The 26,555-nt window shown below is 38.7% G+C and carries 23 protein-coding genes; 15 read left to right on the forward strand and 8 right to left on the reverse strand.

Annotated elements, in window-relative coordinates; translation table 11 throughout:
• Nucleotides 1-28 precede the first annotated feature (28 nt).
• Nucleotides 29-1,240: an ABC transporter permease gene (locus ZA05_RS05450; RefSeq protein WP_053990659.1), complete on the forward strand. Its 1,212-nt coding sequence runs from the start codon at nt 29-31 to the stop codon at nt 1,238-1,240.
• Here the strand turns inward: ZA05_RS05450 and dusB are convergent.
• The gene (gene dusB / locus ZA05_RS05455; RefSeq protein ID WP_053990660.1) at nt 1,221-2,213 is read right to left on the reverse strand and encodes a tRNA dihydrouridine synthase DusB; all 993 of its coding nucleotides are present in this window, start codon (nt 2,211-2,213) and stop codon (nt 1,221-1,223) included. The genes ZA05_RS05450 and dusB overlap by 20 nt on opposite strands.
• A 97-nt stretch (nt 2,214-2,310) precedes the next feature.
• Entirely contained in the window at nt 2,311-4,728 is a 2,418-nt protein-coding gene (locus ZA05_RS05460; RefSeq protein WP_157514539.1) for a TonB-dependent receptor domain-containing protein, read from the reverse strand.
• 157 nt (nt 4,729-4,885) lie between these two features.
• Here ZA05_RS05460 and lepA point away from each other — a divergent pair, with 157 nt between their 5' ends.
• Nucleotides 4,886-6,682 (forward strand): translation elongation factor 4, encoded by a 1,797-nt coding sequence (gene lepA / locus ZA05_RS05465; protein WP_053990662.1) that lies wholly within the window; start codon nt 4,886-4,888, stop codon nt 6,680-6,682.
• A gap of 175 nt (nt 6,683-6,857) precedes the next feature.
• Nucleotides 6,858-7,088, forward strand: coding sequence for a hypothetical protein (locus ZA05_RS18450; RefSeq protein ID WP_157514541.1), 231 nt, complete (start codon nt 6,858-6,860; stop codon nt 7,086-7,088).
• A 147-nt stretch (nt 7,089-7,235) separates the two neighbouring features.
• Here ZA05_RS18450 and ZA05_RS05470 read toward each other — a convergent pair whose 3' ends face one another.
• A complete protein-coding gene (locus ZA05_RS05470; RefSeq protein WP_157514543.1) occupies nt 7,236-7,595 on the reverse strand; it encodes a hypothetical protein in 360 nt (119 codons plus the stop codon).
• Nucleotides 7,596-7,768: 173 nt separating this feature from the next.
• On the opposite strand from ZA05_RS05470, the gene ZA05_RS05475 reads away from it, so the two are divergent.
• Nucleotides 7,769-8,116, forward strand: a complete 348-nt coding sequence (locus tag ZA05_RS05475) for a hypothetical protein (protein ID WP_157514545.1) — start codon at nt 7,769-7,771, stop codon at nt 8,114-8,116.
• A 139-nt stretch (nt 8,117-8,255) separates the two neighbouring features.
• Here ZA05_RS05475 and ZA05_RS05480 read toward each other — a convergent pair whose 3' ends face one another.
• A complete protein-coding gene (locus ZA05_RS05480) occupies nt 8,256-8,738 on the reverse strand; it encodes a hypothetical protein (protein ID WP_053990665.1) in 483 nt (160 codons plus the stop codon).
• Between the two features lie 143 nt (nt 8,739-8,881).
• Nucleotides 8,882-10,702, reverse strand: coding sequence for a sodium:proton antiporter (locus ZA05_RS05485; protein ID WP_053990666.1), 1,821 nt, complete (start codon nt 10,700-10,702; stop codon nt 8,882-8,884).
• 113 nt (nt 10,703-10,815) lie between these two features.
• Between ZA05_RS05485 and ZA05_RS05490 the strand changes: the two genes are divergently transcribed.
• From ZA05_RS05490 to ZA05_RS05530, 9 genes are all read left to right on the forward strand, one after another.
• Nucleotides 10,816-11,664, forward strand: a complete 849-nt coding sequence (locus tag ZA05_RS05490) for a universal stress protein (protein WP_053990667.1) — start codon at nt 10,816-10,818, stop codon at nt 11,662-11,664.
• Nucleotides 11,661-13,880, forward strand: a complete 2,220-nt coding sequence (locus tag ZA05_RS05495; RefSeq protein WP_053990668.1) for a SulP family inorganic anion transporter — start codon at nt 11,661-11,663, stop codon at nt 13,878-13,880. The genes ZA05_RS05490 and ZA05_RS05495 overlap by 4 nt, the downstream gene beginning before the upstream one ends.
• Before the next feature lie 52 nt (nt 13,881-13,932).
• Nucleotides 13,933-14,790, forward strand: coding sequence for an MBL fold metallo-hydrolase (locus ZA05_RS05500; RefSeq protein ID WP_053990669.1), 858 nt, complete (start codon nt 13,933-13,935; stop codon nt 14,788-14,790).
• A gap of 3 nt (nt 14,791-14,793) precedes the next feature.
• Nucleotides 14,794-16,392 (forward strand): S8 family peptidase, encoded by a 1,599-nt coding sequence (locus ZA05_RS05505; RefSeq protein ID WP_053990670.1) that lies wholly within the window; start codon nt 14,794-14,796, stop codon nt 16,390-16,392.
• A gap of 116 nt (nt 16,393-16,508) precedes the next feature.
• On the forward strand, nt 16,509-17,915 hold the full coding sequence (locus tag ZA05_RS05510) for a nicotinate phosphoribosyltransferase (RefSeq protein WP_053990671.1): 1,407 nt from the start codon (nt 16,509-16,511) through the stop codon (nt 17,913-17,915).
• A 3-nt stretch (nt 17,916-17,918) separates the two neighbouring features.
• Nucleotides 17,919-18,524, forward strand: coding sequence for a bifunctional nicotinamidase/pyrazinamidase (gene pncA, locus ZA05_RS05515; RefSeq protein ID WP_053990672.1), 606 nt, complete (start codon nt 17,919-17,921; stop codon nt 18,522-18,524).
• A gap of 1 nt (nt 18,525) precedes the next feature.
• Entirely contained in the window at nt 18,526-18,903 is a 378-nt protein-coding gene (rnpA, locus tag ZA05_RS05520) for a ribonuclease P protein component (protein ID WP_053990673.1), read from the forward strand.
• An 11-nt stretch (nt 18,904-18,914) separates the two neighbouring features.
• The gene (locus ZA05_RS05525; RefSeq protein ID WP_053990674.1) at nt 18,915-20,549 is read left to right on the forward strand and encodes a S41 family peptidase; all 1,635 of its coding nucleotides are present in this window, start codon (nt 18,915-18,917) and stop codon (nt 20,547-20,549) included.
• A 70-nt stretch (nt 20,550-20,619) separates the two neighbouring features.
• Nucleotides 20,620-21,456, forward strand: coding sequence for an OmpA family protein (locus ZA05_RS05530; protein WP_053990675.1), 837 nt, complete (start codon nt 20,620-20,622; stop codon nt 21,454-21,456).
• Between the two features lie 11 nt (nt 21,457-21,467).
• On the opposite strand, the gene ZA05_RS05535 is transcribed toward ZA05_RS05530, so the two are convergent.
• Genes ZA05_RS05535 through rpiB form a run of 3 tightly spaced genes read right to left on the reverse strand, consistent with a single transcriptional unit; the run spans nt 21,468 to nt 23,263 of the window.
• Nucleotides 21,468-21,917, reverse strand: coding sequence for a GNAT family N-acetyltransferase (locus tag ZA05_RS05535; protein ID WP_053990676.1), 450 nt, complete (start codon nt 21,915-21,917; stop codon nt 21,468-21,470).
• A complete protein-coding gene (locus ZA05_RS05540) occupies nt 21,917-22,828 on the reverse strand; it encodes a cation diffusion facilitator family transporter (RefSeq protein ID WP_053990677.1) in 912 nt (303 codons plus the stop codon). The genes ZA05_RS05535 and ZA05_RS05540 overlap by 1 nt, the downstream gene beginning before the upstream one ends.
• A complete protein-coding gene (rpiB, locus tag ZA05_RS05545) occupies nt 22,829-23,263 on the reverse strand; it encodes a ribose 5-phosphate isomerase B (protein WP_053990678.1) in 435 nt (144 codons plus the stop codon).
• 648 nt (nt 23,264-23,911) lie between these two features.
• Here rpiB and rnr point away from each other — a divergent pair.
• Both rnr and ZA05_RS05555 read left to right on the forward strand, forming a co-directional pair.
• Complete coding sequence (rnr, locus tag ZA05_RS05550; RefSeq protein WP_053990679.1) at nt 23,912-26,104, forward strand: ribonuclease R; 2,193 nt, start codon at nt 23,912-23,914, stop codon at nt 26,102-26,104.
• A gap of 64 nt (nt 26,105-26,168) precedes the next feature.
• Entirely contained in the window at nt 26,169-26,471 is a 303-nt protein-coding gene (locus tag ZA05_RS05555) for a heavy metal-binding domain-containing protein (protein ID WP_053990738.1), read from the forward strand.
• Nucleotides 26,472-26,555: the final 84 nt, after the last annotated feature.

The following is a 26,555-nucleotide window of genomic DNA, read 5'->3' on the forward strand; positions in this document are numbered from 1 at the left end:
TGTTCTTTTTTCGCCTTAAATTACGGCCATGAATGTATCCCTTTACATTGCCAAACGCTACCTGTTTTCCAAAAGCAGTAATAATGCCATCAATATCATGACCCTTATTGCGGCCTCTGGTATTGTAATTGCCTCCGCGGCACTATTTATAGTCCTATCCGGTTTTGCGGGCTTAAAGGATTTTAGTCTTCAGTTTACTTCCTATGTAGATCCAGACCTTAAAATGCTGCCTGCAAAGGGGAAATCCTTTCAATTTACTGAACAGGATTCTTTGGAACTTTCCAACATTGAAGGTGTTGCACTCTTTTCCGAAATTATAGAGGAACATGTCATTCTGGAATTCGACAACAAACGAAAATTGGCCACCATAAAAGGAGTTGACGAACATTATACCCAAGTAACCCATATTGATTCTATGGTAGCATATGGATTTTGGTTTGAAAAAGAAACGGACCAAGTGGTTTGTGGATGGGGTATTTCAAGCAGTCTGTCTTTGGGAGTTTTGGATTATGCCAAGCAACTTAAGATTTACGTACCCAAACCAGGAACGGGGCAAATTACTTCTGTAAAAGGCGCTTTCAATTCTATAAATGCTGTGAATACAGGGGTTTTTCAAATCAATGAAGATTTAGACAATTCGTATGTCTACTCCAACTTGGAAACCGCTAAATTTCTACTGAACTACAACGATAACCAAATAAGCAGCATTGAGGTAAAACTACATCCAAATGCCAATGAAGCGCAGATAAGACAAGCTCTGAACGACACGTTTGGAGACCGTTTTATCATGAAAAATAGAACAGAGCTTAACGACTCACTCAACAAAATGCTCAACTCTGAAAACTTGTTTGTATACCTTGTATTTACTTTGGTAATTGCTATTGCCCTGTTCAACGTTATAGGATCCCTTATCATGATGATTCTGGACAAAAAGGAGTCCTTACACACCCTATTTAATTTGGGGACACCTACCAATGCCATAAAGCGTATTTTCTTCCTTCAGGGAAGTTTAATGACGATTTTAGCAGGTGTTACCGGAATCGTGATTGGATTTATTCTAGTGATATTGCAACAGCAATTCAGTTTGGTCATGATTACCCCATCATTACCCTACCCCGTAGTTATACAGCCAATCAACTTTGTTGTGGTATTTGTAACGGTAGGACTTCTAGGAGTAGTAGCTTCCAAAATTGCTTCTGGAAGAATATCGAAAGCTTTAGTTAGACAAACTGGTAATTAGAAAACTTGTCCAACACCTCATCAAAAGCATCAAATACATCCTTAGCATCATCACTGGTTACCATTTTGGTTCGGTATTCCTTGAAGTTTGGAATTCCTTTGAAGTAGTTGGTATAGTGACGTCTGGTTTCAAAAACGCCTAACTTTTCACCTTTCCAATCGATCGCCATTTGAAGATGACGTCTAGCAGCTTCCACACGCTCTTCCAAAGAAATAGGCGCTAAGTGCTCACCCGTGTTGAAAAAGTGCTTTACCTGTTTAAAAAACCAAGGATTTCCAATGGTAGCACGACCTATCATACAGCCATCCAAACCATAGCTATCACGCATTTCCATAGCGCGCTCAGGCGTATCCACATCACCATTTCCAAAGACAGGAATGTGCATTCTTGGGTTGTTTTTAACCTCTGCAATCGGGCGCCAATCAGCATTCCCCTTGTACATTTGCGCTCTGGTTCGGCCATGGATAGAAATGGCCTTACAGCCTACGTCCTGGAGACGTTCTGCAACTTCTACAATCCTAATGGAATCATGGTCCCAACCTAATCTAGTCTTTACGGTAATGGGCAAATTGGTACGTTTCACCATTTCGGCAGTTAAGGTTTCCATCAAGCATACATCTTTCAATATTCCTGCCCCGGCACCTTTACTCACCACCTTCTTTACAGGACAACCAAAATTGATGTCAATCATATCCGGATTGGACTTTTCAACAATATCAATGGTTTTGAGCATACTGTCTAAATTGGCACCAAAAATCTGAATCCCAACAGGACGCTCCTTCTCATAAATATCCAGTTTCATGGTACTTTTAGCCGCATCGCGAATAAGCCCTTCACTCGAGATAAATTCCGTAAATACCACATCTGCCCCCTGCTCCTTGCACAGTGCACGGAACGGTGGATCACTTACATCTTCCATAGGTGCCAAAAGCAACGGAAAATCAGGAAGTTCTAAATTGCCAATCTTTACCATAATAGCCCATTTTGCTGCAAAATTACATCTTTTTGCCCAATTCACTTCTTTTCCAATGAAATAGTGCTTTTGATAGGAAGACTTAATAGCGGGAAAATCAATTTTCCTGAGAACCCAATCGGTCTAGCTCTTGAAGGTCTTTACTTGTTTCAGATTCAGAAGTAAGGGTGGTATTTCCAAAATTATAGCGCAAGCCCACTTTAATGGTTCGGCTGTCCACATCGTTGTAGCGTGAATTATACTGATTCAAAAACCTTGTGGCATCTTCCATATCTTGCATATTGAACAGGTCTTCTGCCGTAAGGGATACCACCAATTTCTTTTTACAGAGCGTTTTTGAAATGGACAGACTGGACACCAATCTATCTTCTACAATTCTGAACCCTTGCAGGTTTTTGCCCACCCAAATTAGATTGAGGTTGGCATTTAAACTTTTATCCTTTAAAAACTGCCAATTGTTACTCAATTCACTGTAGTTGGACCACTGACTCAATGTGATATCCTCACCCCAAAAAGTAGCTTCATCCTGAATGTTATAAAACGACGTTACCGCATATAGATACCAACGTGGAGAGACATAAAAATTTACCAAAAAGTCGAAACCAAACTCGATGGTTTTATCAAAATTAACGGGCGCATAGGTGAGAATATTATTGACATTGTCCTGTGCTGGCAATTCGTAAATATTGTTTTTGTTTACCTTGTAGTAAGCCTCTACCGTATAGGTGCTTTTATAAGAAGCTCCAATTACCGCATGGTCAATAAATACCGGCTGTAGCTTAGGATTTCCTACAACCACTGTATTATCGTTTAAATACAGTTTAAAAGGGTTCAGGCTTTGATAATCTGGCCTATTGATACTGCGTTTGTAGTTGGTATACAGACTCAAATCGTCTGATGCCTTAAAACTAATGCTTGCCGTAGGAAACCAACTCAAGTAATCCTGTTTGTTTACTTCGTTGTTACTTATGGAAATTCCTTTTAAATGGGTTTTCTCAACCCGTAAACCAAAGTTCAAACTCCACAAATCCCAATCGTTTGCAAAATCCACATACCCTGCATAAATGTATTCTCTGTAGTCAAAAGCATCTGAATTATCGGGATTCAAAATTTGCTGACTCCCAAAAACATCAAATTGCGTAATATCGCTATTGGTAGAAATGCTCGAAAACTTTAGACCTGTTTCAAAACTTGACACTTCCGAAGCGCCTTTGGCATAATCCAATTGCGAAGTGAAGATGTTTGTGTTTTGGTTGCTATAAGTATTATAGCTTGTGGTCTGCAAAAACTGATCGCTACTATCAAAATAATTACTACTCACACCCTGGTCCCGCGAATACCCATAGGTTGTATAATGTGCATTCCCCGAAAGTTGTTCCCCTTCATCATTGAAGGTATGTAAGTAATCCAAATTAAACCCCAGATTGTGCTTTTCATCAATAGACATATTATTCGCATCAAAATAATACATCAAGGACTCGTTGGCATCAAACACCTCACTGGTATTTCTGATACTGTATTCAAAATCCGGCATCCACAGGGTGTTGGTTGAAAAACTCAAGGTGCTTTGCTTGCTCAACATATAATCCATATACACATCCAAATTGTGTGTTTTGGACCAAGTATTTCTATTTACCGAGGATAACCAAATTTGGTCAATATTCTGATTGTTGTCAAAGTAATTGATTTCCTCGTCTGAATCTCTATTGATCTTGTTTTGTGTATAGCTGTAATTGGCAGAAATGTTCAGTTTTTTGGTCTTGAAATAATGCCCCATTCCCCCATTGTACCTAGGAAATACACCTTGCGTAAAATTACCCAATACATTCCCTTTGTAACCGGTCACCAAATTTTTTCCCATGATAATGTTGATGACCACACCGCTCTCAGCATCGTACTTTGCCGATGGGTTGGTAATAACCTCAACAGATTTTATGGAACTCGCCGAAGCCCCTTCCAAAAGCTGGGTAAGTTCTGAAGAGGACAAATTTACCTTACGGTTGTTTATGTATACCGTAGGTGCCATACTTTTTACCATGATGCTGTTATCCACCACCAATACACCAGGGGTGCTCTGGATGACCTGTAACATATTTCCTTCGGTAAGTGCCGTGTTCTCCACCTCAAATACCAATCGATCTGCTTCCTTTTTAATGGTCGGTTTTTTATAGGTAATATTCACCTCCTCAAGGCTCTGTAAATCTTCCTCCATAACCATCACCCCTAAATCCAGATTACCATTCAATGTAATTTGCTTTTGGATGTCTTTATAGCCAATAAACGACACGGTAAGCATATAGGAACCCAACTGCAAATTTGCAACTTCAAAGTTACCACTGTCATCCGTGGCACTTCCTTTTACAAATTCACCAGAACCATCAATTTCAAGCATAACATTGGCATAGGAAATAGGATTGCTGTGAACATCCACAACCCTTCCTTTTACGAAGACTCCTTGTCCAAAACTCAATGATGTAACCAGAAAAAGTAGGTTGATTAAGGGTGTTAATTTCAAGTTAAATTAGCTTTAGGATATTGCAATATACTATTTGTTTCGATATAACATTTATGGATTTCCGTTATTTTTAATGTTTCTTTTGTTGTAAATAATTCATCACAAAGCATAATAAATCAATTATATTTGCAGAATCTTATGTATGTAAGTACCAATTATGAAGCACATTAGAAACTTTTGCATTATTGCACATATCGACCACGGTAAGAGTACCTTAGCAGATCGTTTGTTGGATTTTACGGGCTCGGTAACAGAGCGTGAAAAACAGGATCAGTTATTGGACAACATGGACTTGGAACGCGAGCGTGGTATTACTATTAAATCGCATGCCATTCAAATGGAATATATCCATGATGGCGAAACCTATATCCTGAACCTTATTGACACCCCTGGGCACGTGGATTTCTCATACGAGGTTTCCCGCTCCATTGCGGCCTGTGAAGGCGCTTTATTGATTGTAGATGCCGCTCAGAGCATTCAGGCCCAAACCATTTCCAACCTATATCTGGCCTTGGAAAATGATTTGGAAATCATTCCGGTATTGAACAAAGTAGATTTACCGAGTGCCAATCCAGAAGAAGTAACCGATGATATTGTAGACCTCCTAGGTTGCGATCCTTCCGAAGTGATTCCTGCCAGTGCCAAAACCGGTTTGGGAATCCAGGACATTTTAACCGCGATTATCGATCGCATTCCAGCTCCAAAAGGAAATTCAGACGAGCCATTACAAGCCTTGATTTTTGACTCTGTTTACAACCCTTTTAGAGGCGTTGAAACCTACTTTAGGGTAATTAATGGTTCGATTAAAAAAGGCCAGCAAATTAAGTTTATCGCTACCGGCAAAACCTATTTTGCAGACGAGGTAGGAACCTTAAAACTGAAGCAACACCCACAAAAGGAAATTAAGGCAGGAGACGTAGGCTATTTAATTACGGGAATCAAAGAAGCTAAGGAAGTAAAGGTGGGTGACACCATTACCGATGCCAAAGAGCCAACCAAAAACGCCATTGGTGGTTTTGAGGATGTGAAGCCTATGGTATTTGCGGGGATTTATCCTGTAGACACCGAAGATTACGAAGAGCTGAGAGCCTCTATGGAAAAGCTGCAGCTTAACGATGCCTCCTTGGTATTCCAACCAGAAAGTTCAGCAGCGCTAGGTTTTGGTTTTAGATGTGGATTCTTGGGAATGCTACACTTGGAAATCATCCAAGAACGCTTGGAACGTGAGTTTGATATGACCGTAATTACTACGGTTCCTAACGTGTCCTACCACGCCTTTACCAATAAAAATCCAGATGAGGTTATCATTGTAAACAACCCATCGGATTTACCGGAACCTTCCACCTTGAACCGCGTGGAAGAACCTTATATTAAAGCCACCATCATTACCAAGGCCGACTTTGTTGGTAACGTAATGTCCTTATGTATAGAAAAACGTGGACAGATTACCAATCAAACTTATTTAACACCAGAGCGTGTAGAATTAAGTTTTGATATGCCATTGGCCGAAATTGTATTCGACTTTTACGATCGTTTAAAAACTGTGTCCAAGGGCTATGCTTCTTTCGACTACTCGCCTATTGGTATGCGCGCTTCTAAACTGGTGCGTGTGGACATTCTGTTGAACGCACAGACAGTAGATGCCCTTTCGGCTCTTATTCATGCTGATAACGCCTACCACATTGGTAAAAAAATGTGTGAGAAGCTTAAGGAATTGATCCCAAGACAACAGTTCGATATTCCTATCCAGGCAGCTATTGGTGCCAAGATTATTGCACGTGAAACCATTAAAGCCCTTAGAAAGGACGTTACCGCAAAATGTTACGGTGGGGATATTTCACGTAAGCGTAAACTATTGGAAAAACAGAAAAAAGGTAAGAAACGTATGCGCCAAGTAGGGAACGTAGAAATCCCTCAGCAAGCCTTTATGGCCGTTTTAAAGCTTAACGATTAAGTTGATGCCTTCCTAGATATCAAAAAGCCCTGTAATATTTACAGGGCTTTTGTTTTTGATGAATCTGTGGCTAGACACTTTGTAAAATAGGTAGTAACCCAAATCATAATTATATTATTTTTATAAAAATTTAGAAATCAAATAAACCTTCTTATTTCCAAAAAGTATATTTAACATGGTAGTTTTAATTTTAAAAACCATCATTGTTCTCTTTTCAGTATTCTCAGGAATAAAAATGATGATTCTTTGGAACGAAAACAATACTCTATTTGATAATTATTTTATAGAAGGTTCAGAGTCATTTCCTTCAGTAGAAGAACAAAAAGAAATAGACAAATTTCAGTTATATAAAAAATTTTTTTTCAGTTCGATCATTGTTCTTATGGTTTATGAAGTATTCTTTTAATTTCAACTTGACTCCTAACTGTAACAATTATTAAAAGATTTTCCTAGTTAATACCCAAACAATCTCCCAAGGGGCCAATTAAATTTCCCTTTTGAAAGTGGTTGAGGGAGATATTTACTTTCTTAAGTATAAAAAGCTAGTTAAAAACTAATGCTTTAAACTCCAATCAAAAGCATATTTTTTAACCATTATCACAACGGCTAGTATATTTAGCACAGAAAGAGGTAGGCCAACCAACAATAATTTGGCTGCGTTTGTTGATGGTATTGTAAACTCACTTAACTCTGATAATAATGACAAGAACATAAACATGCTCATTATTACAAATACAGTTGTAATTAGGAGGCCTGATAGTTTATTTTTAAATACTATCTGCAGGATTAAAAGAATTGCCAGTAGTGAGGAAAAGGGATGAATTGATATTGGGGGTGTAAACCCTGCAAGAAGTACCAAAATGGTCAAGTAGTACTCAGGAAACTCTTGAAGTAAAAATTTTAATTGATTCAATTTCTATAAGGTTGGTTTTAACCAAGAACGTATTACCTTATAAATTATTTTGTTATATCTCAAGGAAACATTAAATAGTTCATCCCTTAAAGGGATAATGAGAGGAAAAGGACAGTGTTGCTTATGTTTGTATTCAAAAAAGTATGCTCCAAAGAAATAGAAAACGAAACGCCTTGTCAAAAAATAAATCTAAACAACAATCTCTAAAAAAACGTTGGCGACTTTTAATTTTGTTGCTTTTATGTATTTCCGTAGCTACGACAGGTAAAATTTTGTCAGACAAAGAAATTGATACCATTGCAAACTGCAACAATGAAATTATGGGCTTTATAGAAGGAATTGACCATAGAAATAAACGTGGCGACTATTTTCACTATGTATTCATGATTGAAAATAAAAGATACAAAGGCACTGAAAGCACAATAGGGCTAAGAAACAAAATGAATATAGGGGATTCTATAATTATTGAATATGCATGTGACAATTTGAATTACCACAGAATTAAACCTATTGATGATTAACACCCCTTCAGTCACCTCAAGGGGACTAATAATGAGCGTAAGCAAATTCCCGTAATGGGGTTTGATCGCTATATTTTCAATTGCAAAAAGGTACCAGTGTAATACTGGTGCTAGCGGTAGCACGCAATACAATCGCACACTAGCGGGGTTGACGAAGAATAAACTCACCCCAAAGTCTAACAACGGTTTTTGCAAAATGAAGTATTTCAACTTTTCTTCCAGATTCTAGTTCAATACTATAGGTTTTGGAATTATAATTTAACGATGAATCAAAAGAATATACTGTACTATCCCAAGTGATTTCAGACTGATTAATCGAATCCACTTCATCATTTCTTTCTCTTGGTGGTTTTGATAAAACTTTATGTTTTGCTCCATTACAGAGGTCTGCACAAATTCTTAATTCGAAATTGTTATTTATATATTCTTCAACTCCCCCACACCCTTCTTTTCTTAACCAATCTTTGATATGATATCCATAAGTAAAGAAATTTATTATAGCATCTTCTAGCTCTACTTCTTTTTGATTATTTATGGCTAATTCTAGAACATTTTGATCCCTTTTTAATTTATTAAAGACATCATTTGAATTACTTAACCCAATACCCGTGAAATTCCCCATACTTATTTAATTCTTTGTAAACTATTATATCATTTCTGAACTGTTCAGTTGTAAGGATTTTGCAATACTTTCCTAGTGTTGAACGAGAGTATTCTTCTATAATATAAAGCCCCCTTTAATTCTCAACTCACCTACACCCTAGGCTACACCCCTTCTGGCCTACCCAAATACACCAATTGATAACCTCTTTCAACCTTGAAATCCTTGTCTAAGGTACAGATGATGTGCAGTTCGCCGGTAAGGTCTTTTACAAAGAGAGGAATCATCTTTTGTTCAGAATTTAGATGGTCTATCTTTTCCAAATAATCTTTTTTAGATCGCAAATCAATCTCGTTGATTACCGGATAATCCCTCGCCACTTCACTGAAATTGATGTAGTCATCCTTGGTTGAGAAAATCATGTCCTTATCTACGGTTTCAGGATGTTTGATTTCCTCGGAAGAAATCAACCTATATGCACCAGATTCTCCCAAATAGGCTTTAAACTTATTGATAGAATGCCGGTTGACCTCATCACTTCCCGTAAAGGCCAACAGATAGCCAATATCACTCAATTCTACATCATTGGATAGATCTTCAGAATACACATTGGCTTCCATAGCATCCAAATCTTTGGCACGGGCCTTATCGATGTTCTCCTTATTACTGTCAATCAATACCACATGGCGCCCATTATCGATCAGGTAACGCGCAATAATCCTAGAGGCTTCAGAAGCACCCACAATTAAAATACCATCGCTGGATTTTAAATATACCCCGACCCATTTAGCAAAGGAACGGGCCGTGGTGGCGTTCAGCAGGACCGTAACCAATACCGTGGTAAACACCAAAGGTGTGATGTACTCCGCACCAGGCTCTCCCTTCAACACCAATTTGGTGCCAAACAGGGAGGCAATACCCGCTGCAACAATTCCTCGTGGCCCAACCCAACTTATAAACAGTTTTTCGTTGGTTTTAAGTCTGGAATTGGTCGTGCTTAAAAACACACCCAAAGGCCGTAACACAAAGATGATCACCGCCATAAGAATGGCCGTTTTCCAGTCGTAAACAGTCATCAAATCTTCAATATTCACATTGGCTGAGAGCAATATGAAGAGAATGGAAATGAGCAGTACACTCAAGGATTCCTTGAAGTAAAGGAGTTCCTTTAAATTTTGAAGCTTGCTATTCCCCAATACCATACCCATCACCACAACAGCCAAAAGTCCCGATTCGTGAGCAAATATATCCGACTCCACAAACACCAACAACACGACAGACAAGGCCGCCACATTCAGCAAATAGTGAGGAATCAATTTCTTGTTAATGGCAAAATACAAGGCCAAAGCGGCCGTGGTCCCAAAGGAAAACCCAATGATGACAATCTTACCAAATTCAATAAATGCTTGAGAAGTGTACCCGGTATCATCCCCAATACTGATGAACTCAAACACCAATACGGCTACCAAGGCACCAATGGGATCAATTAAAATACCTTCCCACTTTAGTACGGCCGACACGTCCTTTTTAAGAGGAATGTTCCTTAAAATAGGTGCTATTACGGTGGGGCCGGTGACAATAATCAAGGCCGAAAACAAAAAGGACAACTTCCAACTAAGATCAAAAATAAAATGCGTGGCAATCCCTCCACCAATAAAGGTCACGGCAGCCCCCAAACTGATAAGTTTCATAATTACAGGGCCCACTTTGGAGATTTCATTGCGCTTTAGGGTAAGACCGCCTTCAAACAGAATCACCCCAATGGCTAGGGATACAAAACTGTATAAACTGTCGCCAGGGAAAAGCCCTTTTTCGCCATTCCACACAGGCTGTATCCATTTGGAACCATCGGCAGAAATCAAGGTAGAAAAAGGTCCCACAAACAACCCTATTAAAATTAAAGGTAAAATTGCGGGAATTTTAAAGCGCCAAGCGACCCATTGAGCCAAGATTCCTAAAATTACAATGCCCGAAAGTTCAATCATGTATCCAATTTTTTGTTAAAATAATAATAAATAGCAACATTTTTCATTCCCAAATACAAAATAATCAGTTTTAAAAAAAATAGTATCTTCCCCGTCCAATACTATACTTTACTTTGAATTTAAAGCCTTTTCATACAATAGGCATTGGCGTGGCCTTTTCTCCTAACCTCGTTTCCAATATTTATGAAGCGTCCCGGATTGCCCTGTTTTTTGATTGCAAACTACTGTTAATACATGTTGGTGAAGCTTCTCAAAAGAAAGAAAATGAGATTGAGGAAATTTTACAGCCCTTTATAGAGCAGCAACTTTCCTATCAAATTGTATTTAAAAGTGGAGATCCGGTAGATGTCATTCTATCGGCAACCAAAACCTACAATATAGACCTTTTGATTCTTGGCGCCCTCAAGCGTGAAAACCTTATAAAATATTACGTGGGATCCATTGCTCGAAAAATAACGCGCAATGTGAAGTGCAGTATTTTGTTGCTCACCAAACCTTCTAAACAACGCGTGCGCTGTCAACACATAGTGGTTAATGGCTTGAAAGACCCAAGAACCAAGGAAGCTATTTCTGCAGCCTTTTTTGTGGCCAATAAATTAGGTTCCAATAAAATTACGGTGGTTGAAGAAATTACAAAACAACAGGTAGCCGTTAGTGTAGAAGACCACAGATCCCTCAGAAAAGCCAATATAGTCAAGGAGCGCTTGGTGTTGAGGGAAGATTCCAGAGTGAAACAATTGATTGCTGAAATTCCCGAGGTTTATAAAGATTCTGTGCTATTGAATACACAGCCCATCTTTGGAAAACGTGGCTATTCCATTGGACATTATGCCGAAGTGGTCCGTGCCGACCTTTTGGTAATGAATGCCCCACTAAAGATGTCCTTTTGGGACCGCCTGTTTCCCCATGACATAGAGCACATCCTAACCGAATTACCAACCGATGTTTTGATTATACAGTGAGTCCTAAAAAAAACAACATAAAAACCTTTGTCAGCCAACTCCCGCGTAACATCTTTTCGGGGTTTGTAGTGAGTCTTATTGCTCTTCCCTTAGGTTTGGGATTGGCCATGGCCAGCGAAGCGCCTCCTATTGCCGGAGTCATCACAGCCATTATAAGCGGCCTAGTGGTGTCCATCTTAGGTGGTAGCCACGTAACTATTACTGGTCCAGGGAATGGTATGGTAGGCGTCACCCTTGTAGCTATAAGTACCTTGGGACTTAATGGTGCTTATGCCGCCATTATCTGTTCTGGATTGGTGATGATTGCTCTGGGCTTTTTAAAATTGGGCAAACTGTCGGACTTTTTTCCATCCTCTGCTATTCAAGGGATGTTGGCCGCTATCGGCCTTATTATTTTAGGGAAACAGTTTCACATCATGCTGGCCCACAAAATACAACGGACGGATGCCATGGATTACTTGATTGAAATTCCTGTAACCATCAACGATGCGCTCCATTATGATAAAAAAGGTTTGATTTACGCCGCCATTATTGGTGTTATTAGTTTGGGGATCATGATAATCTACCCAAAGCTTCGGAATAAATACCTACAATTGATTCCCGCCCCAATGTGGATTGTATTGCTATCAATTGGTTTCAGTTATTATTTTGAATTAGTACTGCATGAGGACAACCCCATCAGCAAAAATTATATGGTTTCGGGCATTCCGCATTTTGATGAAATCATCACTCAAATTCCATCGGTGGATTTCAGTCAATTGGGAAGTTTTTCATTCTGGTCCAGTGTATTGGCCCTAACCCTTATTGCCAGTATAGAATCTTTGTTGAGTATAAAGGCCGTTGATAAACTTGATCCTGAAAACAGGCGTTCCAACGTCAACAAAGACCTAAAGGCCTTGGGAGTTTCCACGATAGGTAGTGGCTTTTTAGGAGGTCTTAATGTGGTAACGGTCATCGCAAGGAGCTCTGTAAACGTAAACAATGGAGGAAGCAATACCTCATCCAATTTCTTTCATGCCTTCTTTTTGGTGGTTTTCATCGTATTGTTCAGTACACAACTAACCCGAGTTCCACTACCGGCCCTTATGGCCATTTTGGTATTTACCGGTTATAAACTGGCCTCGCCAACGGTAATCCGGAACATTGTTTTTATAGGAAAAGAACAGCTTATCATCTTCTTCGTAACACTGTTTATAACCCTCAAAATTGGTTTGATTACAGGGATTATTTCTGGAGTAATTACCACCTTGATCATCCACATCATCATCAACAAAAGTTTCATGCTTTTTGGAAGAAACCTATTGAAGCCAAATGTCTTGATGTATAAAGAGGATAATGGCAATTACTATGTAAGTGTGAAACATTTTTGCAGTTTTTTAAACTACTACAAGCTCAAGGAGAAATTGGATGCCATCCCACAGCATTGCGATGTAGTAATCGATTTTTCGCTCTGTAATTTTGTGGACCACACCGTCATGGAAAACCTCAACGGTTACCAAGACATGTTCACCAAAAATGATGGTCACTTTGAAATTGTTGGCCTAGATACCTATAAGGCAGATTCTGAACATCCCTTTGCCCTACGAAGAAACCTCTCGGGTACTCGATTGTTTGGACGCCATTTGACCAAACGTCAATCGCAACTACAAACTATTGCCGAGGATTTTTCATTGGGTTACAACCCCACCAAATGCAAGGACACCTTGTTTCTTAAGGACTTTTTGTTCTTCAAGACCAAACAGATCAATCATATTTACAACCGTCTTTTTAATGATATCCATTCCATTAACCTCTTTGATATAGAGTTTTCAGAGGGTGAATTTATTGCCAAGGAAGTGGTCCGTACCACCATGTTGCACATAGATCTTGAAAATGAAGTTCCTGTATTTACGCTGGACCGAGAAGGGTTTTTGGAAAAGGTATACGCCCTTGCCGGTTTTAAGGATATTCCAATACAAGACCATGACGACTTTTCCAAACGGTTTTATTTATTGGGTGAAGACGTAGAGGGCATCACCGCCTTCTTTAATGATGAATTGGTTCTGTTCTTTGAAAGTAATCCGTACTACCATATTGAATCCAATGGCGAAAGTCTACTCATTTTCAGTAAAGAACGCATTGCAAGTATTAAGGAGTTAAAAGCTTTATTGGACTTTGGAAAAAGGCTCCAAAAAACTATCGAAACCCATTCTTTCACTCCAGTCAATAATTACTAAAGCATAGAGGTAATTTGTTCAGCTTTTCATAATTTGCATAAAATTATGCACTATGAAACTTTACCCTATAGAATCTGGAAACTTTAAGCTTGACGGAGGCGCCATGTTTGGCGTGGTCCCTAAATCCCTTTGGCAGCGTACCAATCCTGCCGATTCCAACAACATGATAGACATTGCAGCTCGCTGCTTGTTGATTGAAGATGGCAATAGGCTTATCTTGATCGATACTGGAATGGGAGACAAGCAAAGTGAAAAGTTCTTTGGATACTACTACATGTGGGGCGATGATACTATAGATAAATCCCTGGCCAAATATGGGTTCCACAGAGATGATATTACCGATGTGTTCATGACGCACTTACATTTTGACCACTGTGGCGGGAGTATTCAATGGAATGCCGATAGGACAGGCTATGAGCCCGCTTTTAAAAACGCTGCGTTTTGGAGCAATGCCGACCATTGGCAATGGGCCACCAAACCCAATAGGAGGGAACAAGCGTCTTTTTTAAAAGAAAATATCCTTCCTATGGAAGACAGCGGACAGTTGAAATTTACACAGCTTCCAAATGATCACATTTTAAAGGATTCAGCTTTAGGCTTCGATATCTTTTTTGCCAATGGGCACACCGACAAACAAATGATTCCGATGATTCACTACAACGGAAATACCATTTGCTTTATGGCCGATTTATTGCCTACCGCTGGTCACCTGCCCTTACCCTTTGTAATGGGCTACGATACCAGACCGTTGCTAACACTTGATGAAAAGGAACAGTTCCTGAACATGGCAGCCGACAACAATTTTTACTTGTTTTTGGAACACGATGCCCACAATGAAATCATCACCGTACAACACACAGAAAAAGGCGTTCGATTAAAGGATGTCTTACATTGTAATGATATCTTTTAGTCCATGAAAGCCTTAAAACTTGTTTTTGCTACAGCCCTGATTGGCCCCTTTTTTGTAGGATGTGGAAGCGCCCGTGTGGGTGGTATCTCCTTAGAAAAAGTCCCACATCCCTATTACAAAACTGCTCCTATTACCGAAAAACAACAGAACCACTGGGGACATTTAGACCTGTTGCTCGATACTATCCCGGGAATGAGTGTGGATAGGGCATATAAGGAAGTCCTAAAAACAGAACAAGGAACCACCACTTTGGTCGCGGTCATCGATTCTGGGATGGATATTGACCATGAAGATTTAAACGATGTTATTTGGACCAATCCCAATGAAATTCCCAACAACGGGATTGATGACGACAACAATGGCTATGTAGATGATATCCACGGTTGGAACTTTTTGGGTAATACCTATAACGAGCAACTTGAATATACCCGAATTTTGGCCAAAGGGGACACCAGTCACCCACAATATGCAGAAGCCGAAGCTAAATACGAAGAGGAATTTAGAAAATACAGCAATCTAAAAGACACATACGACAAGATTATGGCGCAGTTGGTAACAGCAGACTATTATTTGTCCACTAACTTAAAGAAAAGCACCTATTCCAAAGCTGATATTGACAGTATTAGCACCAACAACCAATCGTTGTTGACTGCCATTGAAATTGTAAAATACTACACTTCGGGATATGATTCCTTATCAGATTTCAAAGAGGCCATTAAAAACGATTTGGTACTTATCAATGATCATTTAGACTACCATTTGAATAAAGATTTCCAAGGAAGAACTACTGGCGATAATCCAGATGATTTGTCGGATGTTGGCTATGGCGATAATAATGTAAATCCACACGATCCCGAAGAAACCCATGGGACCCATGTAGCAGGTATTATTGCTGCCGAACGCAACAACCAGATAGGGATAAATGGGGTTGCCAACAACGTGAAATTGATAGCCATTCGCAGCACACCAAATGGGGACGAATACGATAAGGATGTGGCTTTGGCCATTCGTTATGCAGTAGATAATGGCGCCAAGATTATCAACGGAAGCTTCGGAAAATACTTTGCCACGCACAGCGAATGGGTAACCGATGCCATAGCATACGCTGCCCAACACGATGTGCTTTTGGTAATAAGTGCTGGCAATGAAGCCTATGATTTGGATAAGACAGCATCCTTTCCAAGCGATGTAGTAAACGGAAAGGAAATTTCGGATAATTTTTTGGTGGTAGGTGCCTTAAATCCAACCTACGGTACAAAGGTTGTAGCCGACTATTCCAACTACGGACAACAAAATGTCGATGTTTTTGCACCGGGTAGCGAGATTTATTCTACCATACCCAACAATGCCTATAAAAGTGAAGATGGCACCTCTATGGCTGCTCCAGCCGTGGCTGGTGTGGCGGCTTTGATTCGGTCGCAATATCCACATTTAAGAGCCGCACAAGTAAAGGAAATCATAATGAAATCCGGTTTGTCACTTCCTACCGAAGTGCAAGTGGGAGAGGACCCCACACATATCAAGGCTTTTCAGAAACTTTCCAAATCCGGAAAGATTGTAAATGCCTATAATGCCTTGTTGATGGCTTCTAAAATGAAGTAAACTTCATTTTTTTTGGAACCAACGATTGGCTAATCATCTTTCATTAAACCAAATTAAAAACATGCTTGGCGGTTTTCTTAAAAACATAGCGTATTTTTATAAGAAACTTTAATACCATGGATTTGCAATCTGCACTTTATACCGATTTGTACCAGCTGGCCATGGGTCAATCCTACTTTCTAAAAGATAAACACGAGGTAACCGCCACCTTTGACTATTTCTTCAGAAAAACCCCTTTTGATGGAGGTTATGTGCTGTTCTGTGGTTTGGAAGAAGTCTTAACACATTTGGAAACCTTTACTTTTTCAGAAGAGGATATTACGTATTTGGCTTCGGAGGGCTTTGATAAAGATTTTTTAGAATACTTAAAAACATTTCAATTTAAGGGCACCATCAAGAGTATGCCCGAAGGTACCATTGTGTTTCCGTTCATTCCCATTTTAACGGTAAGTGGTACTATTTTGGAATGCCAACTCATAGAAACCTATTTGCTCAACACCTTGAACTTTCAATCCTTGATTGCCACCAAGGCAAGCAGGATTCGGCATATTGCCGGTGATTCCAAAAGTTTGGCAGAATTTGGTTTGCGTCGATCCCAGGGACTCGCAGGTATGCAGGCCAGTAGAGCAGCTTTTATTGGAGGCTTCGATTATACATCCAATGTACTGGCTGGAAAAGAATATCACATTCCGGTTTCAGGGACCATGGCTCATGCGTTTATTCAAAGTTATGATGATGAGTTGACGGCCTTCCGTGATTTTGCAGAAACCAGACCAAACAACTGTGTGCTTTTGGTGGATACCTATAACACCCTAAAACAAGGCGTTCCCAATGCCATAACCGTAGCCAAGGAAATGGAAGCCAGAGGCGAAAAGCTTTTGGGTATTCGGTTGGACAGTGGCGATTTGGCCTATTTGTCCAAAGCCGCCCGAAAACAGTTGGATGCCGCTGAATTACCCTATGTAAAGATTGCAGCCTCCAACCAATTGGACGAACATGTGATCCGAAGTTTAAAGGAACAACAGGCCCAAATAGATCTGTATGGCGTAGGCACCAATTTGGTAGTAGGGAAGGAGAGTGCTGCCTTGGACGGGGTTTACAAACTCTGCAGTTTTAACAACACTCCCCGAATCAAGATTTCGGAGAATCTAAAAAAAATGAATTTCCCAGGGGAAAAGCAGGTCTATCGTTATTACAACGAAGAGGAAGAGCATATTGCCGATGCCATTACTTTAGATGGTTTGGAAGCTCCACACACCATGGCACATCCCTTTGAACCTCATAAACAAATGGCCTTATCTCCCTATAAAGCGTTGCCTTTACTTCAAATAGTACTTAAAGATGGTAAGCGTTTACACCCTGAACTATCGGCCAAGGAACTTGCAGACATTGCCAAACAGAACCTAGAGAAATTGCCTATTGAACACAAGCGTTTTGCCTATCCACATATCTATAAAGTAGGATTAAGCCCCGAGTTGGAAGCTTTGAGAAACCAATTGAAAAAGGAAAAACTGAAACTCTAAGTTATGAAGGCATTAATTTTAGTAGACATCCAAAATGATTTTCTACCCGGAGGTGCTTTGGCAGTTCCAAAGGGTGATGCTATCATTCCCAAAATCAATAAAATTCAATCTAAATTTGATTTGATTGTAGCCACACAGGATTGGCATCCAAAAGCCCATAAAAGCTTTGCATCCAATCATGAAAAAGCACAGGTATTTGATGTGGTTGACCTGAACGGAAATCCCCAGGTATTGTGGCCTGACCATTGTGTACAGGGAAGTGACGGCGCGCAATTTTCGGAGGCACTCCGTACCGATAAAGTCGCAGCTATTTTTAGAAAAGGGATGGATATAGAAGTTGATAGCTACAGTGCTTTTTATGATAACAACCACAGTAATGCTACCGGCTTAGAGGGCTATTTAAAAGGAAAGGGTATAAGCGATGTGTATGTGGGTGGATTGGCGGCCGATTATTGTGTGTATTATACCGCAAAAGATGCTAAATTAGCCGGTTTTAATACCTACTACCTTACGGATGCTACCAGCTATATAGATCAGGCCAGCTATGAGGCTGCATTAACCGATTTAAAGGCACATAAAGTACATCTTGTAGAGACCTCAAATCTATAGTATGAAATACACGTTTAACGCTTCAGAAAAACTAAAAAGCAAGATTGTCATTTCCCATTTGTTTGAAGAAGGCAAATCGGTATCGGCCTACCCTTTAAAAATGATTTATCTGCCAACACCCCATGCCGATGGCACTTTAATCAAGGCTGGCGTGTCCGTGAGCAAGCGAAGATTCAAAAATGCCACCGACCGCAACCGCATAAAACGCCTTTTGCGGGAAGCTTATAGATTGAACAAACCCACATTTTTTAACAACATTAGTGAGCCTTATGCGTTAATGATTTTGTACATTGGTAAAGATGGTACATCTTTTGAGCAGGTTGATAAAAAAATGAAGCAACTGCTTACAAAATTTACACAAACGATTACCCTAGATTAAACCTTACTGCTATGAAACATCGATTACGTAAACATATCCTTGTGCCTGTTCTTATTGCCTCTATTTTTTTAACAGGAACAGCCTTTAAGAGCGATTTTTTTGAAATTGCCAAACAGATAGAAATTTTTACCACCCTTTTTAAGGAACTCAACATGAACTATGTTGATGAGACCAATCCTGGTGATTTAATGGACACGGCCATTAAAAGCATGTTGGAGGATTTAGATCCCTATACCAATTTTATGAACGAACAGGATGTGGAAGCCTCTAGAATCAACAATACAGGGGATTACACGGGAATTGGTGCCAGTATTCTGACCTTGAAGGATAAGTTAGTAGTCATTGAACCTTATAAAGATTATCCCGCCGATAAAGCGGGTTTAAAGGCTGGTGACGAAATTATTAAAGTTGAAAATGTTGTAGTCGCCGATTTTAAGGACGATGCAGCTAATTTGTTGCAAGGCGCCGCTGGTACCAATGTAAACGTAACCTATTTACGTCAAGGTAAAACGCATACTGCCACTATTAAACGTGAAGCTGTTGAAATCCATGCCGTACCGCATTATTCCATGGTAAATAACCAAACAGGTTATGTGGTGTTGCGGAAATTCAACGAAAAGGCGTCTTCAGAGACCATCAATGCCATTAGAAGTCTTAAAAAAGAAGGGGCTAAAAAATTGATTTTGGACTTAAGAGGCAACCCAGGAGGACTGTTAAGTGAAGCTGTCAATGTGGTCAATATTTTTGTACCTCAAAACCAATTGGTGGTGACCACCAAATCTAAAGTAAAGAAATACAACAAAACCTATTACACCTCTAAAGAACCTTTGGACACCGAAATTCCATTGGTGGTACTTATTGATGGCCGCAGTGCTTCCGCCAGTGAAATTGTATCTGGTGCTTTACAGGATTTGGATCGTGCCGTAGTGGTAGGTACAAGAAGTTTTGGAAAAGGTTTGGTGCAACGTCCAAAACCATTAGTGTATGGAACCCATATGAAAATTACCATTTCCAGATATTACACCCCATCGGGTCGTTGTATTCAGGCTTTGGATTATTGGAACAGGGATGAAGAAGGTAAAGCCACTAGAGTAAAACAGGAAAATTACAACGCCTTTAAAACCAAAAAAGGAAGAACCGTTTACGACGGTGGGGGTATCCAACCAGACGTGGAAATGGAGGAATCAATTTATAGCCCAATTACGACAGCCATCTTAAATGATAACCTTATTTTTGATTATGCCACCAAATATTATTACAGTCATCAAGTAGCTGATTTGAATGCCTTTAAATTTACAGATACGGACTTTAAGGATTTTAAAACCTTCCTTAAAACCAATGATTTCAACTTTGAAACCAAGACAGAAAAAGCCTTTGATGATGCCTTAGCTGTCGCCAAGGAAGAACAGTTAAAACCAGTTATCAATCCAGAGTATGATGCGCTTGTAAAGACTTTAAATTCCTATAAGGACCAAGCCGTAGATGCCAACAAAACCCAATTGTCATCCCTATTGTCTGACGAGATCGTCAAACGCTATTTTTATAGAGAAGGATTATATACTTATTATATTGCTACTAATACTGAAATTCAAAAAGCTACCGAAATTTTAGGGAATTTATCGACCTATCAAGGCTACTTGAAGTAAAAAATTTCTTAAGTACATTTTTAAAAAGTAGAAAAATAAAGTATATTTATTTCCCCTTATTGTAATAATAATGAAAAAATTAATAGCATTTTTTATTTTAATTACACAATTTTTATGTGCCCAAGAAGATCTAACACACGAGGTTTATTTTGAAACCGACAAGTTTGAAGTTCCACCAACAGAGCACAATAGATTACTATTATTTCTTTCGGAAATTGAAGGTTTAGACATTGAAAAAGTGTCTATTTATGGGTTTACTGACGATCGAGGAAGTGATACCTATAATCTTAAACTTTCCCAACAAAGAGCTAATTCCATAAAGACTATTTTCTCCAACAACGAATTTGATGAATCCGTCATCACCAATGTTGATGGAAAAGGAGAGGTGTTATTAAAGGTTATAAAAGAAGAGGATGTCCATAAAATAAGAGGTCTAAACCGAAAAGTTGAAATCATTGTACATCCTTACAATCCGCCTAGAGTGGTTGAAGAACCCGTAAAAATGGATGTCAAGGACCAACTGAAAGGTGATCTTAAGGCAGGGGATAAATTCACTTTAGACAATATTTTGTTTAAAACTGGTTATAGTTATTTACTTTCGGAATCTGTGAAAACTTTGGAAGAACTTGCTGAAGTTTTGGTTGAGCGCGATGATATTTATTTTACCATTCAGGGCCATGTATGCTGCACGCAAAACAGTAGGGATGCTATAGACAGGAAAACCAAAAAACGTAATCTTTCTGTAGCCAGAGCTAAGTATATCTATGACTATTTAGCCAAAAAAGGGGTAAACAAAAAACGAATGAAATACGTTGGAATGCGTCGCTTGTTCCCACTTGGTGGCGATCCTAAATTTGACAGGCGCGTGGAAATCTTAGTTACCTATGTAGGAGGGGAAAATAAGTAATAATTACAAGCCTAAACCTTAGTTTTCAACATTGCGATATGAGGAATCCCATCTTCTAAATAGGAGTCTCCAATTTCTCTAAATCCAAGATTGTTATAAAATTGCTGTAAATAGCATTGTGCCGATATTTTAATGATATCTTCATTAAAGTAATTGGAAATGGCTTCGATTGAGCTTTCCATTATTTGATAACCATACTTGTGTTTACGCCTGTTGGTGGCCACAACCACCCTTCCAATGCTTGCTTCATTAAAGTAATCACCAGCCTTAAAAAGTCGGGTATAGGCAACCAAAGTATCGCCTTCATAACCTAAGACATGTAAAGCCTTTTGATCTTTGTTGTCCACATCTTGATACACACAATCCTGTTCTACCACAAAAACCTCAGACCGTAAACGTAAAAGCGCATAGAGTTCCTCAACGCTTAATTCTGAAAAATATTTAATGCTAATAGACAACATCAATCTTGAACAATTACTTCTTTAGGATCTTTTTTATTGAATTCGGGCTGTATGGTAACATGGTTAATTTCGAACTTATCATGCAACAGTTTTTCTATTTCGTGCAAAAGCTCGTTGAACTCGGTTGTGGAAATGTCTTCATTTAAATCTAAATGGGCTTCCAAATGCAGTTCATGGTCACTTAAGTTCCAAATATGAACGTGATGTAATTTACTCACTTTAGGCAATTTATTCACAGCTCTAACAACATCTTTGATATTTATATTGTCTGGTGTGAACAACATCAACATTTTTGTGGATGTTTTTAATAAATCGTAACCCACCCAAATAAGGTACAATGCTATTAAAAAGGTAAGCACACTATCTACCCAAAACACTTGGTAATACTTCATCAACAGTCCACCAATTAAAACAGCCACACTTGCCAACATATCCGTTAACAGATGTAAATAGGCAGAACGGATATTAATGTTCTTTTCAGAATCACTTTTCAACAATAGCACACTAAACCCATTGGCTGCTATAGCTATTAAGGATAGCCAAATCACCAAATTGGATTCTATTTCCTCTGGTGCCTTAAAACGCTTGATAGCTTCAATTATCAATAAAATAGCCACCACAACCAAAGTGATGGCATTTATGAAAGCTGCTAATATTTCGGCACGTTTAAATCCAAAAGTTCTATTAATAGAAGCCTTTTGTTTGGAGAGCTTAGAAGCGGCATAACTTACAATCAAGGAAAGGACATCACTAAAGTTATGAAGGGCATCACTTAAAAGCGACAAACTACCAGAAATAAGTCCACCAATAATTTGTGCTACAGTTATAACAATATTTAAAAAGATAGAAACCACCAGATTTCTATCTTTTTTACCTACATGTGTGTGTGTATGTGAATGTCCATGTCCCATTTAGCAAGACACCGGAATCTTGTTTACTCGGTTTTGGTGGCGTCCACCTTCAAACTGTGTATCCAAAAATGCATCAACCATTTCAATGGCTTGAGGAAGCGCCGTAAAACGCGCCGGAATACTCAATATATTGGCATTGTTGTGCTCTCTGGCCAAGGTTACAATTTCCTTAGTCCAGCATAGGGCAGAACGTACACCTTGATGTTTGTTGGCCGTCATGTTGGCTCCATTTCCACTACCGCAAATAATAATTCCAAAATCTGCAGCTTTACTCTCCACATCATTGGCCACAGGATGTACAAAATCTGGATAATCTACACTGTCTGTACTGTCTGTACCATAGTTTTTAACAGTATGTCCCTTTGCCTCCAAATGTTTAACAATAGCATATTTATACTCTGTTCCTGCGTGATCGTTACCGATTGAAATGTTCATTATATGTATTAAATTGATTTAAAGGTACAAAGGTACAAAATGTCGCCTTACAGCCTATAGTTATTCACATTTTAAAGTATTGGTTAATTACTTTTAGCTTTTCTTTTTATAAGTTGTTAATAACTGTTAATTAAATTCTAAAAGATTATTTTCTAAAATTCAAATATATTTTCAATAGAGAAATGGCATTGAAAAAACCAAAAGATAACTTCACTTTTTTTGGGAGAGTTTTCAGCATTGAATTTTTCATTATAAACACCAAAATTTCCAAAAGTTGTTAAATCAAAACTATTAACATTCCTTTTAAACAGGTTTTAATAACTACTTAAATTTCATTCAAAATGAAGTATTTAAGTAAATAATAACTGTTAATAACATTTTAATAGACCGTAAACTGTGAGTTTTCAAAAAAAAAATCAAAAAAGTTATTCCAGTTATTAACACCCTATCATAAACAACAATCATTTTTTAAAAATTTCAAAAAAGAAAAGTAATTATAATACTATTTGTGAATAACGATAAGATTTATAAAATCTGTTTGAAAAGGAGTATTTGAAATCTGTTTAGGGATTCCTTTAAAATCTTAGCGTAAAAGAAATATGATTTAGTATATTAAACCTTAGATTTGTTACTATTAGAAAAAAGAGAATGGCTAGAAAGAAAAAAAGAAGGAAATCGAACAACCAAATTTCCAACCTTACAAATACAATCTTAAGTATTTTAAAAAAGGAACGTAACAAAGCTTTCAACTACAAGCAGATAGCTGCTAAACTGGGAGTGAACGATGCTAGCAGCAGGAACCAGATCATTAAGAAACTTCAGCAGCTTAAAGCAAAACAGGAAATAGAAGAAGTAGAACGTGGCAAATTCAAGGCCATTGTTACTACCGAATACTATACGGGAATTGTGGATATGAGTGCCAAGGGATCCGGGTATATTATTTCCGATCACTTTGAGGAGGATGTTTTTATTGCCTCAAACAATATGAATAAGGCTCTGGATGGTGATGAAGTGGAGTTTTACGTCTATAAACGTCGGAGCAGAGGTCGTCAGGAAGGAGAAGTGACCCAAATTTTAAAACGTGCTAAGACCGAGTATGTTGGCGTGGTACAATTGCACAGCAATTATGCCTTTGTAATTCCTGATAGTAGTAAAATGTACAAGGATATTTTTGTACCAATCAATAAAACCAACGATGCTGAGGATGGAGATAAAGTGTTGGTATCTTTGGAAGATTGGCCGGAGAAAGCCGATTCTCCCTATGGTAAAATTTTGAAGGTTTTAGGAAAACCAGGAGAGCATAACACCGAAATCCACTCAATATTAGCAGAGTACGGTTTGCCTTATGAATTTCCTTATGAAGTAGAAGCTTACGCCAACAATTTGGATACTTCTATAACCAAAGAGGAAATAGCCAAAAGACGCGATATGCGTGACATATTGACCTTTACAATCGATCCTAAGGATGCCAAGGACTTCGATGACGCATTGTCCTTTAAAGTGCTTGAAAACGGCTTATATGAGATCGGAATCCATATTGCGGATGTGTCGCATTACGTGCGTCCAAATACCGTATTGGATGATGAGGCTTATGAACGTGCAACTTCGGTGTATTTGGTAGATCGTGTGGTGCCTATGCTTCCCGAAATTTTATCCAATAATGCTTGTTCGTTGCGACCTCATGAAGAGAAATATACCTTTTCGGCTGTGTTTCAAATAAATGACAAGGCTGAGGTAAAAGACCAATGGTTTGGTAGAACCGTGACCTACAGTGATGCCCGATTTGCCTATGAAGAGGCTCAGGCTATTATTGAATCTGAAACCAACGATATTCCTGAAGAAGTGTCCTTAACAGGAAAAGCTTATAAAGCTGATCAAAACATTGCCGATGCTATTTTGAAAATGGATGCCTTGGCCAAAAAAATGCGTAGCAAGCGTATGCGCTCAGGCGCCATTTCCTTTGATAAAGTAGAAGTGAAATTCAATTTGGATAAAGACAATAATCCTGTTGGGGTTTTCTTTAAAACCAGTAAGGATGCCAATAAATTGATTGAGGAATTCATGCTTCTGGCGAATAAAAAAGTGGCAGAATTTGTAGGGAAACAGAAACCGCCAAAGACCTTTGTATACCGTGTTCACGACGAACCGGATGAAAGTAAATTAGCCGCCTTGCAAGGGGTGGTGTCTAAATTTGGATATAAACTGAATTTCAAGGATCGGAAAAGTATTTCCAGTTCGCTTAACAATTTATTGTCTGAGGTAAACGGCAAAAAAGAACAGAATTTGGTGGATACCTTGACGATTAGAAGTATGAGCAAAGCCGAATATACCACACAAAATATTGGGCATTATGGATTGGCTTTTGAGTATTACAGTCACTTTACATCGCCTATTCGTCGTTATCCAGATGTGATGGCGCATCGCTTGTTGCAGATGTATTTGGACGGTGAAAAATCGGCCAATGAAGAGATCTACGAAGATAAGTGCAAACATTCCAGTGATATGGAATATTTAGCGACGAAAGCCGAGCGAGATTCCATCAAGTATATGCAAATTAGGTTCATGCAGGATCATAAGGATGAAAAGTTTTTAGGGGTAATTTCCGGAGTCACCGATTGGGGTATTTATGTGGAAATTATTTCTAATAAATGTGAAGGCATGGTGAGAATCCGCGACATCCGTGATGATTATTACGAATTTGATGAAGCCCAATTTGCTATCATTGGTCGCGAAACCAAACACATGTACCAGTTAGGAGATGAAGTGATGGTAACCGTTAAGGATACGGATTTGGTGAAAAAGCATTTAGATTTTAATTTAGTGGGGAAACCAGAGGATTAATTTATTTGATAATCAAAATTTAAATGCCTCGATGGCTTGGCGCGAGGCAGTTTATTGTGATACTATGATTTTAACTACAACCGATCAAATTGAAGGGCATCCAATTATGGATTATTTGGGAATAGTTTCTGGAGTTTCCACCAGGATGCAAAAGGCTGCTTTTACTTTTAACATGGAAAAATATTACCAATCCATGGAAGATAATTTGAATGAAGTCAAAGAAGAGGCCTTTCAACATTTAAGAGATAATGCCCTGAAATTAAAGGCTAATGCCGTGGTGGGCATAAGATTGGATATTGAAACCTTTCCAAATTCGGCTATTATTGTAGTTTCCGTTACCGGAACTGCAGTTTTGGTGAAGTCCTAAATATTTTTCAGAATTGTATTTTTGTACTTCCATTTGTGAATTTGGAAAATCTTATGTTTTCCTTTTTCTAACTTTGTAGAAACA

The sequence above is a fragment of the Mangrovimonas sp. TPBH4 genome, from assembly GCF_001280505.1.
Lineage (GTDB): Bacteria > Bacteroidota > Bacteroidia > Flavobacteriales > Flavobacteriaceae > Mangrovimonas_A.

Bases quoted from the DNA above. Each gene is read 5' to 3' on its own strand.
- ZA05_RS05450 (WP_053990659.1), top strand. From the start codon at position 29: ATGAATGTATCCCTTTACATTGCCAAACGCTACCTGTTTTCCAAAAGC.
- dusB (WP_053990660.1), bottom strand. From the start codon at position 2,213: ATGGTAAAGATTGGCAATTTAGAACTTCCTGATTTTCCGTTGCTTTTG.
- lepA (WP_053990662.1), top strand. From the start codon at position 4,886: ATGAAGCACATTAGAAACTTTTGCATTATTGCACATATCGACCACGGT.
- ZA05_RS18450 (WP_157514541.1), top strand. From the start codon at position 6,858: ATGGTAGTTTTAATTTTAAAAACCATCATTGTTCTCTTTTCAGTATTC.
- ZA05_RS05480 (WP_053990665.1), bottom strand. From the start codon at position 8,738: ATGGGGAATTTCACGGGTATTGGGTTAAGTAATTCAAATGATGTCTTT.
- ZA05_RS05485 (WP_053990666.1), bottom strand. From the start codon at position 10,702: ATGATTGAACTTTCGGGCATTGTAATTTTAGGAATCTTGGCTCAATGG.
- ZA05_RS05500 (WP_053990669.1), top strand. From the start codon at position 13,933: ATGAAACTTTACCCTATAGAATCTGGAAACTTTAAGCTTGACGGAGGC.
- ZA05_RS05505 (WP_053990670.1), top strand. From the start codon at position 14,794: ATGAAAGCCTTAAAACTTGTTTTTGCTACAGCCCTGATTGGCCCCTTT.
- ZA05_RS05510 (WP_053990671.1), top strand. From the start codon at position 16,509: ATGGATTTGCAATCTGCACTTTATACCGATTTGTACCAGCTGGCCATG.
- pncA (WP_053990672.1), top strand. From the start codon at position 17,919: ATGAAGGCATTAATTTTAGTAGACATCCAAAATGATTTTCTACCCGGA.
- rnpA (WP_053990673.1), top strand. From the start codon at position 18,526: ATGAAATACACGTTTAACGCTTCAGAAAAACTAAAAAGCAAGATTGTC.
- ZA05_RS05525 (WP_053990674.1), top strand. From the start codon at position 18,915: ATGAAACATCGATTACGTAAACATATCCTTGTGCCTGTTCTTATTGCC.
- ZA05_RS05530 (WP_053990675.1), top strand. From the start codon at position 20,620: ATGAAAAAATTAATAGCATTTTTTATTTTAATTACACAATTTTTATGT.
- ZA05_RS05535 (WP_053990676.1), bottom strand. From the start codon at position 21,917: ATGTTGTCTATTAGCATTAAATATTTTTCAGAATTAAGCGTTGAGGAA.
- ZA05_RS05540 (WP_053990677.1), bottom strand. From the start codon at position 22,828: ATGGGACATGGACATTCACATACACACACACATGTAGGTAAAAAAGAT.
- rpiB (WP_053990678.1), bottom strand. From the start codon at position 23,263: ATGAACATTTCAATCGGTAACGATCACGCAGGAACAGAGTATAAATAT.
- rnr (WP_053990679.1), top strand. From the start codon at position 23,912: ATGGCTAGAAAGAAAAAAAGAAGGAAATCGAACAACCAAATTTCCAAC.
- ZA05_RS05555 (WP_053990738.1), top strand. From the start codon at position 26,169: ATGATTTTAACTACAACCGATCAAATTGAAGGGCATCCAATTATGGAT.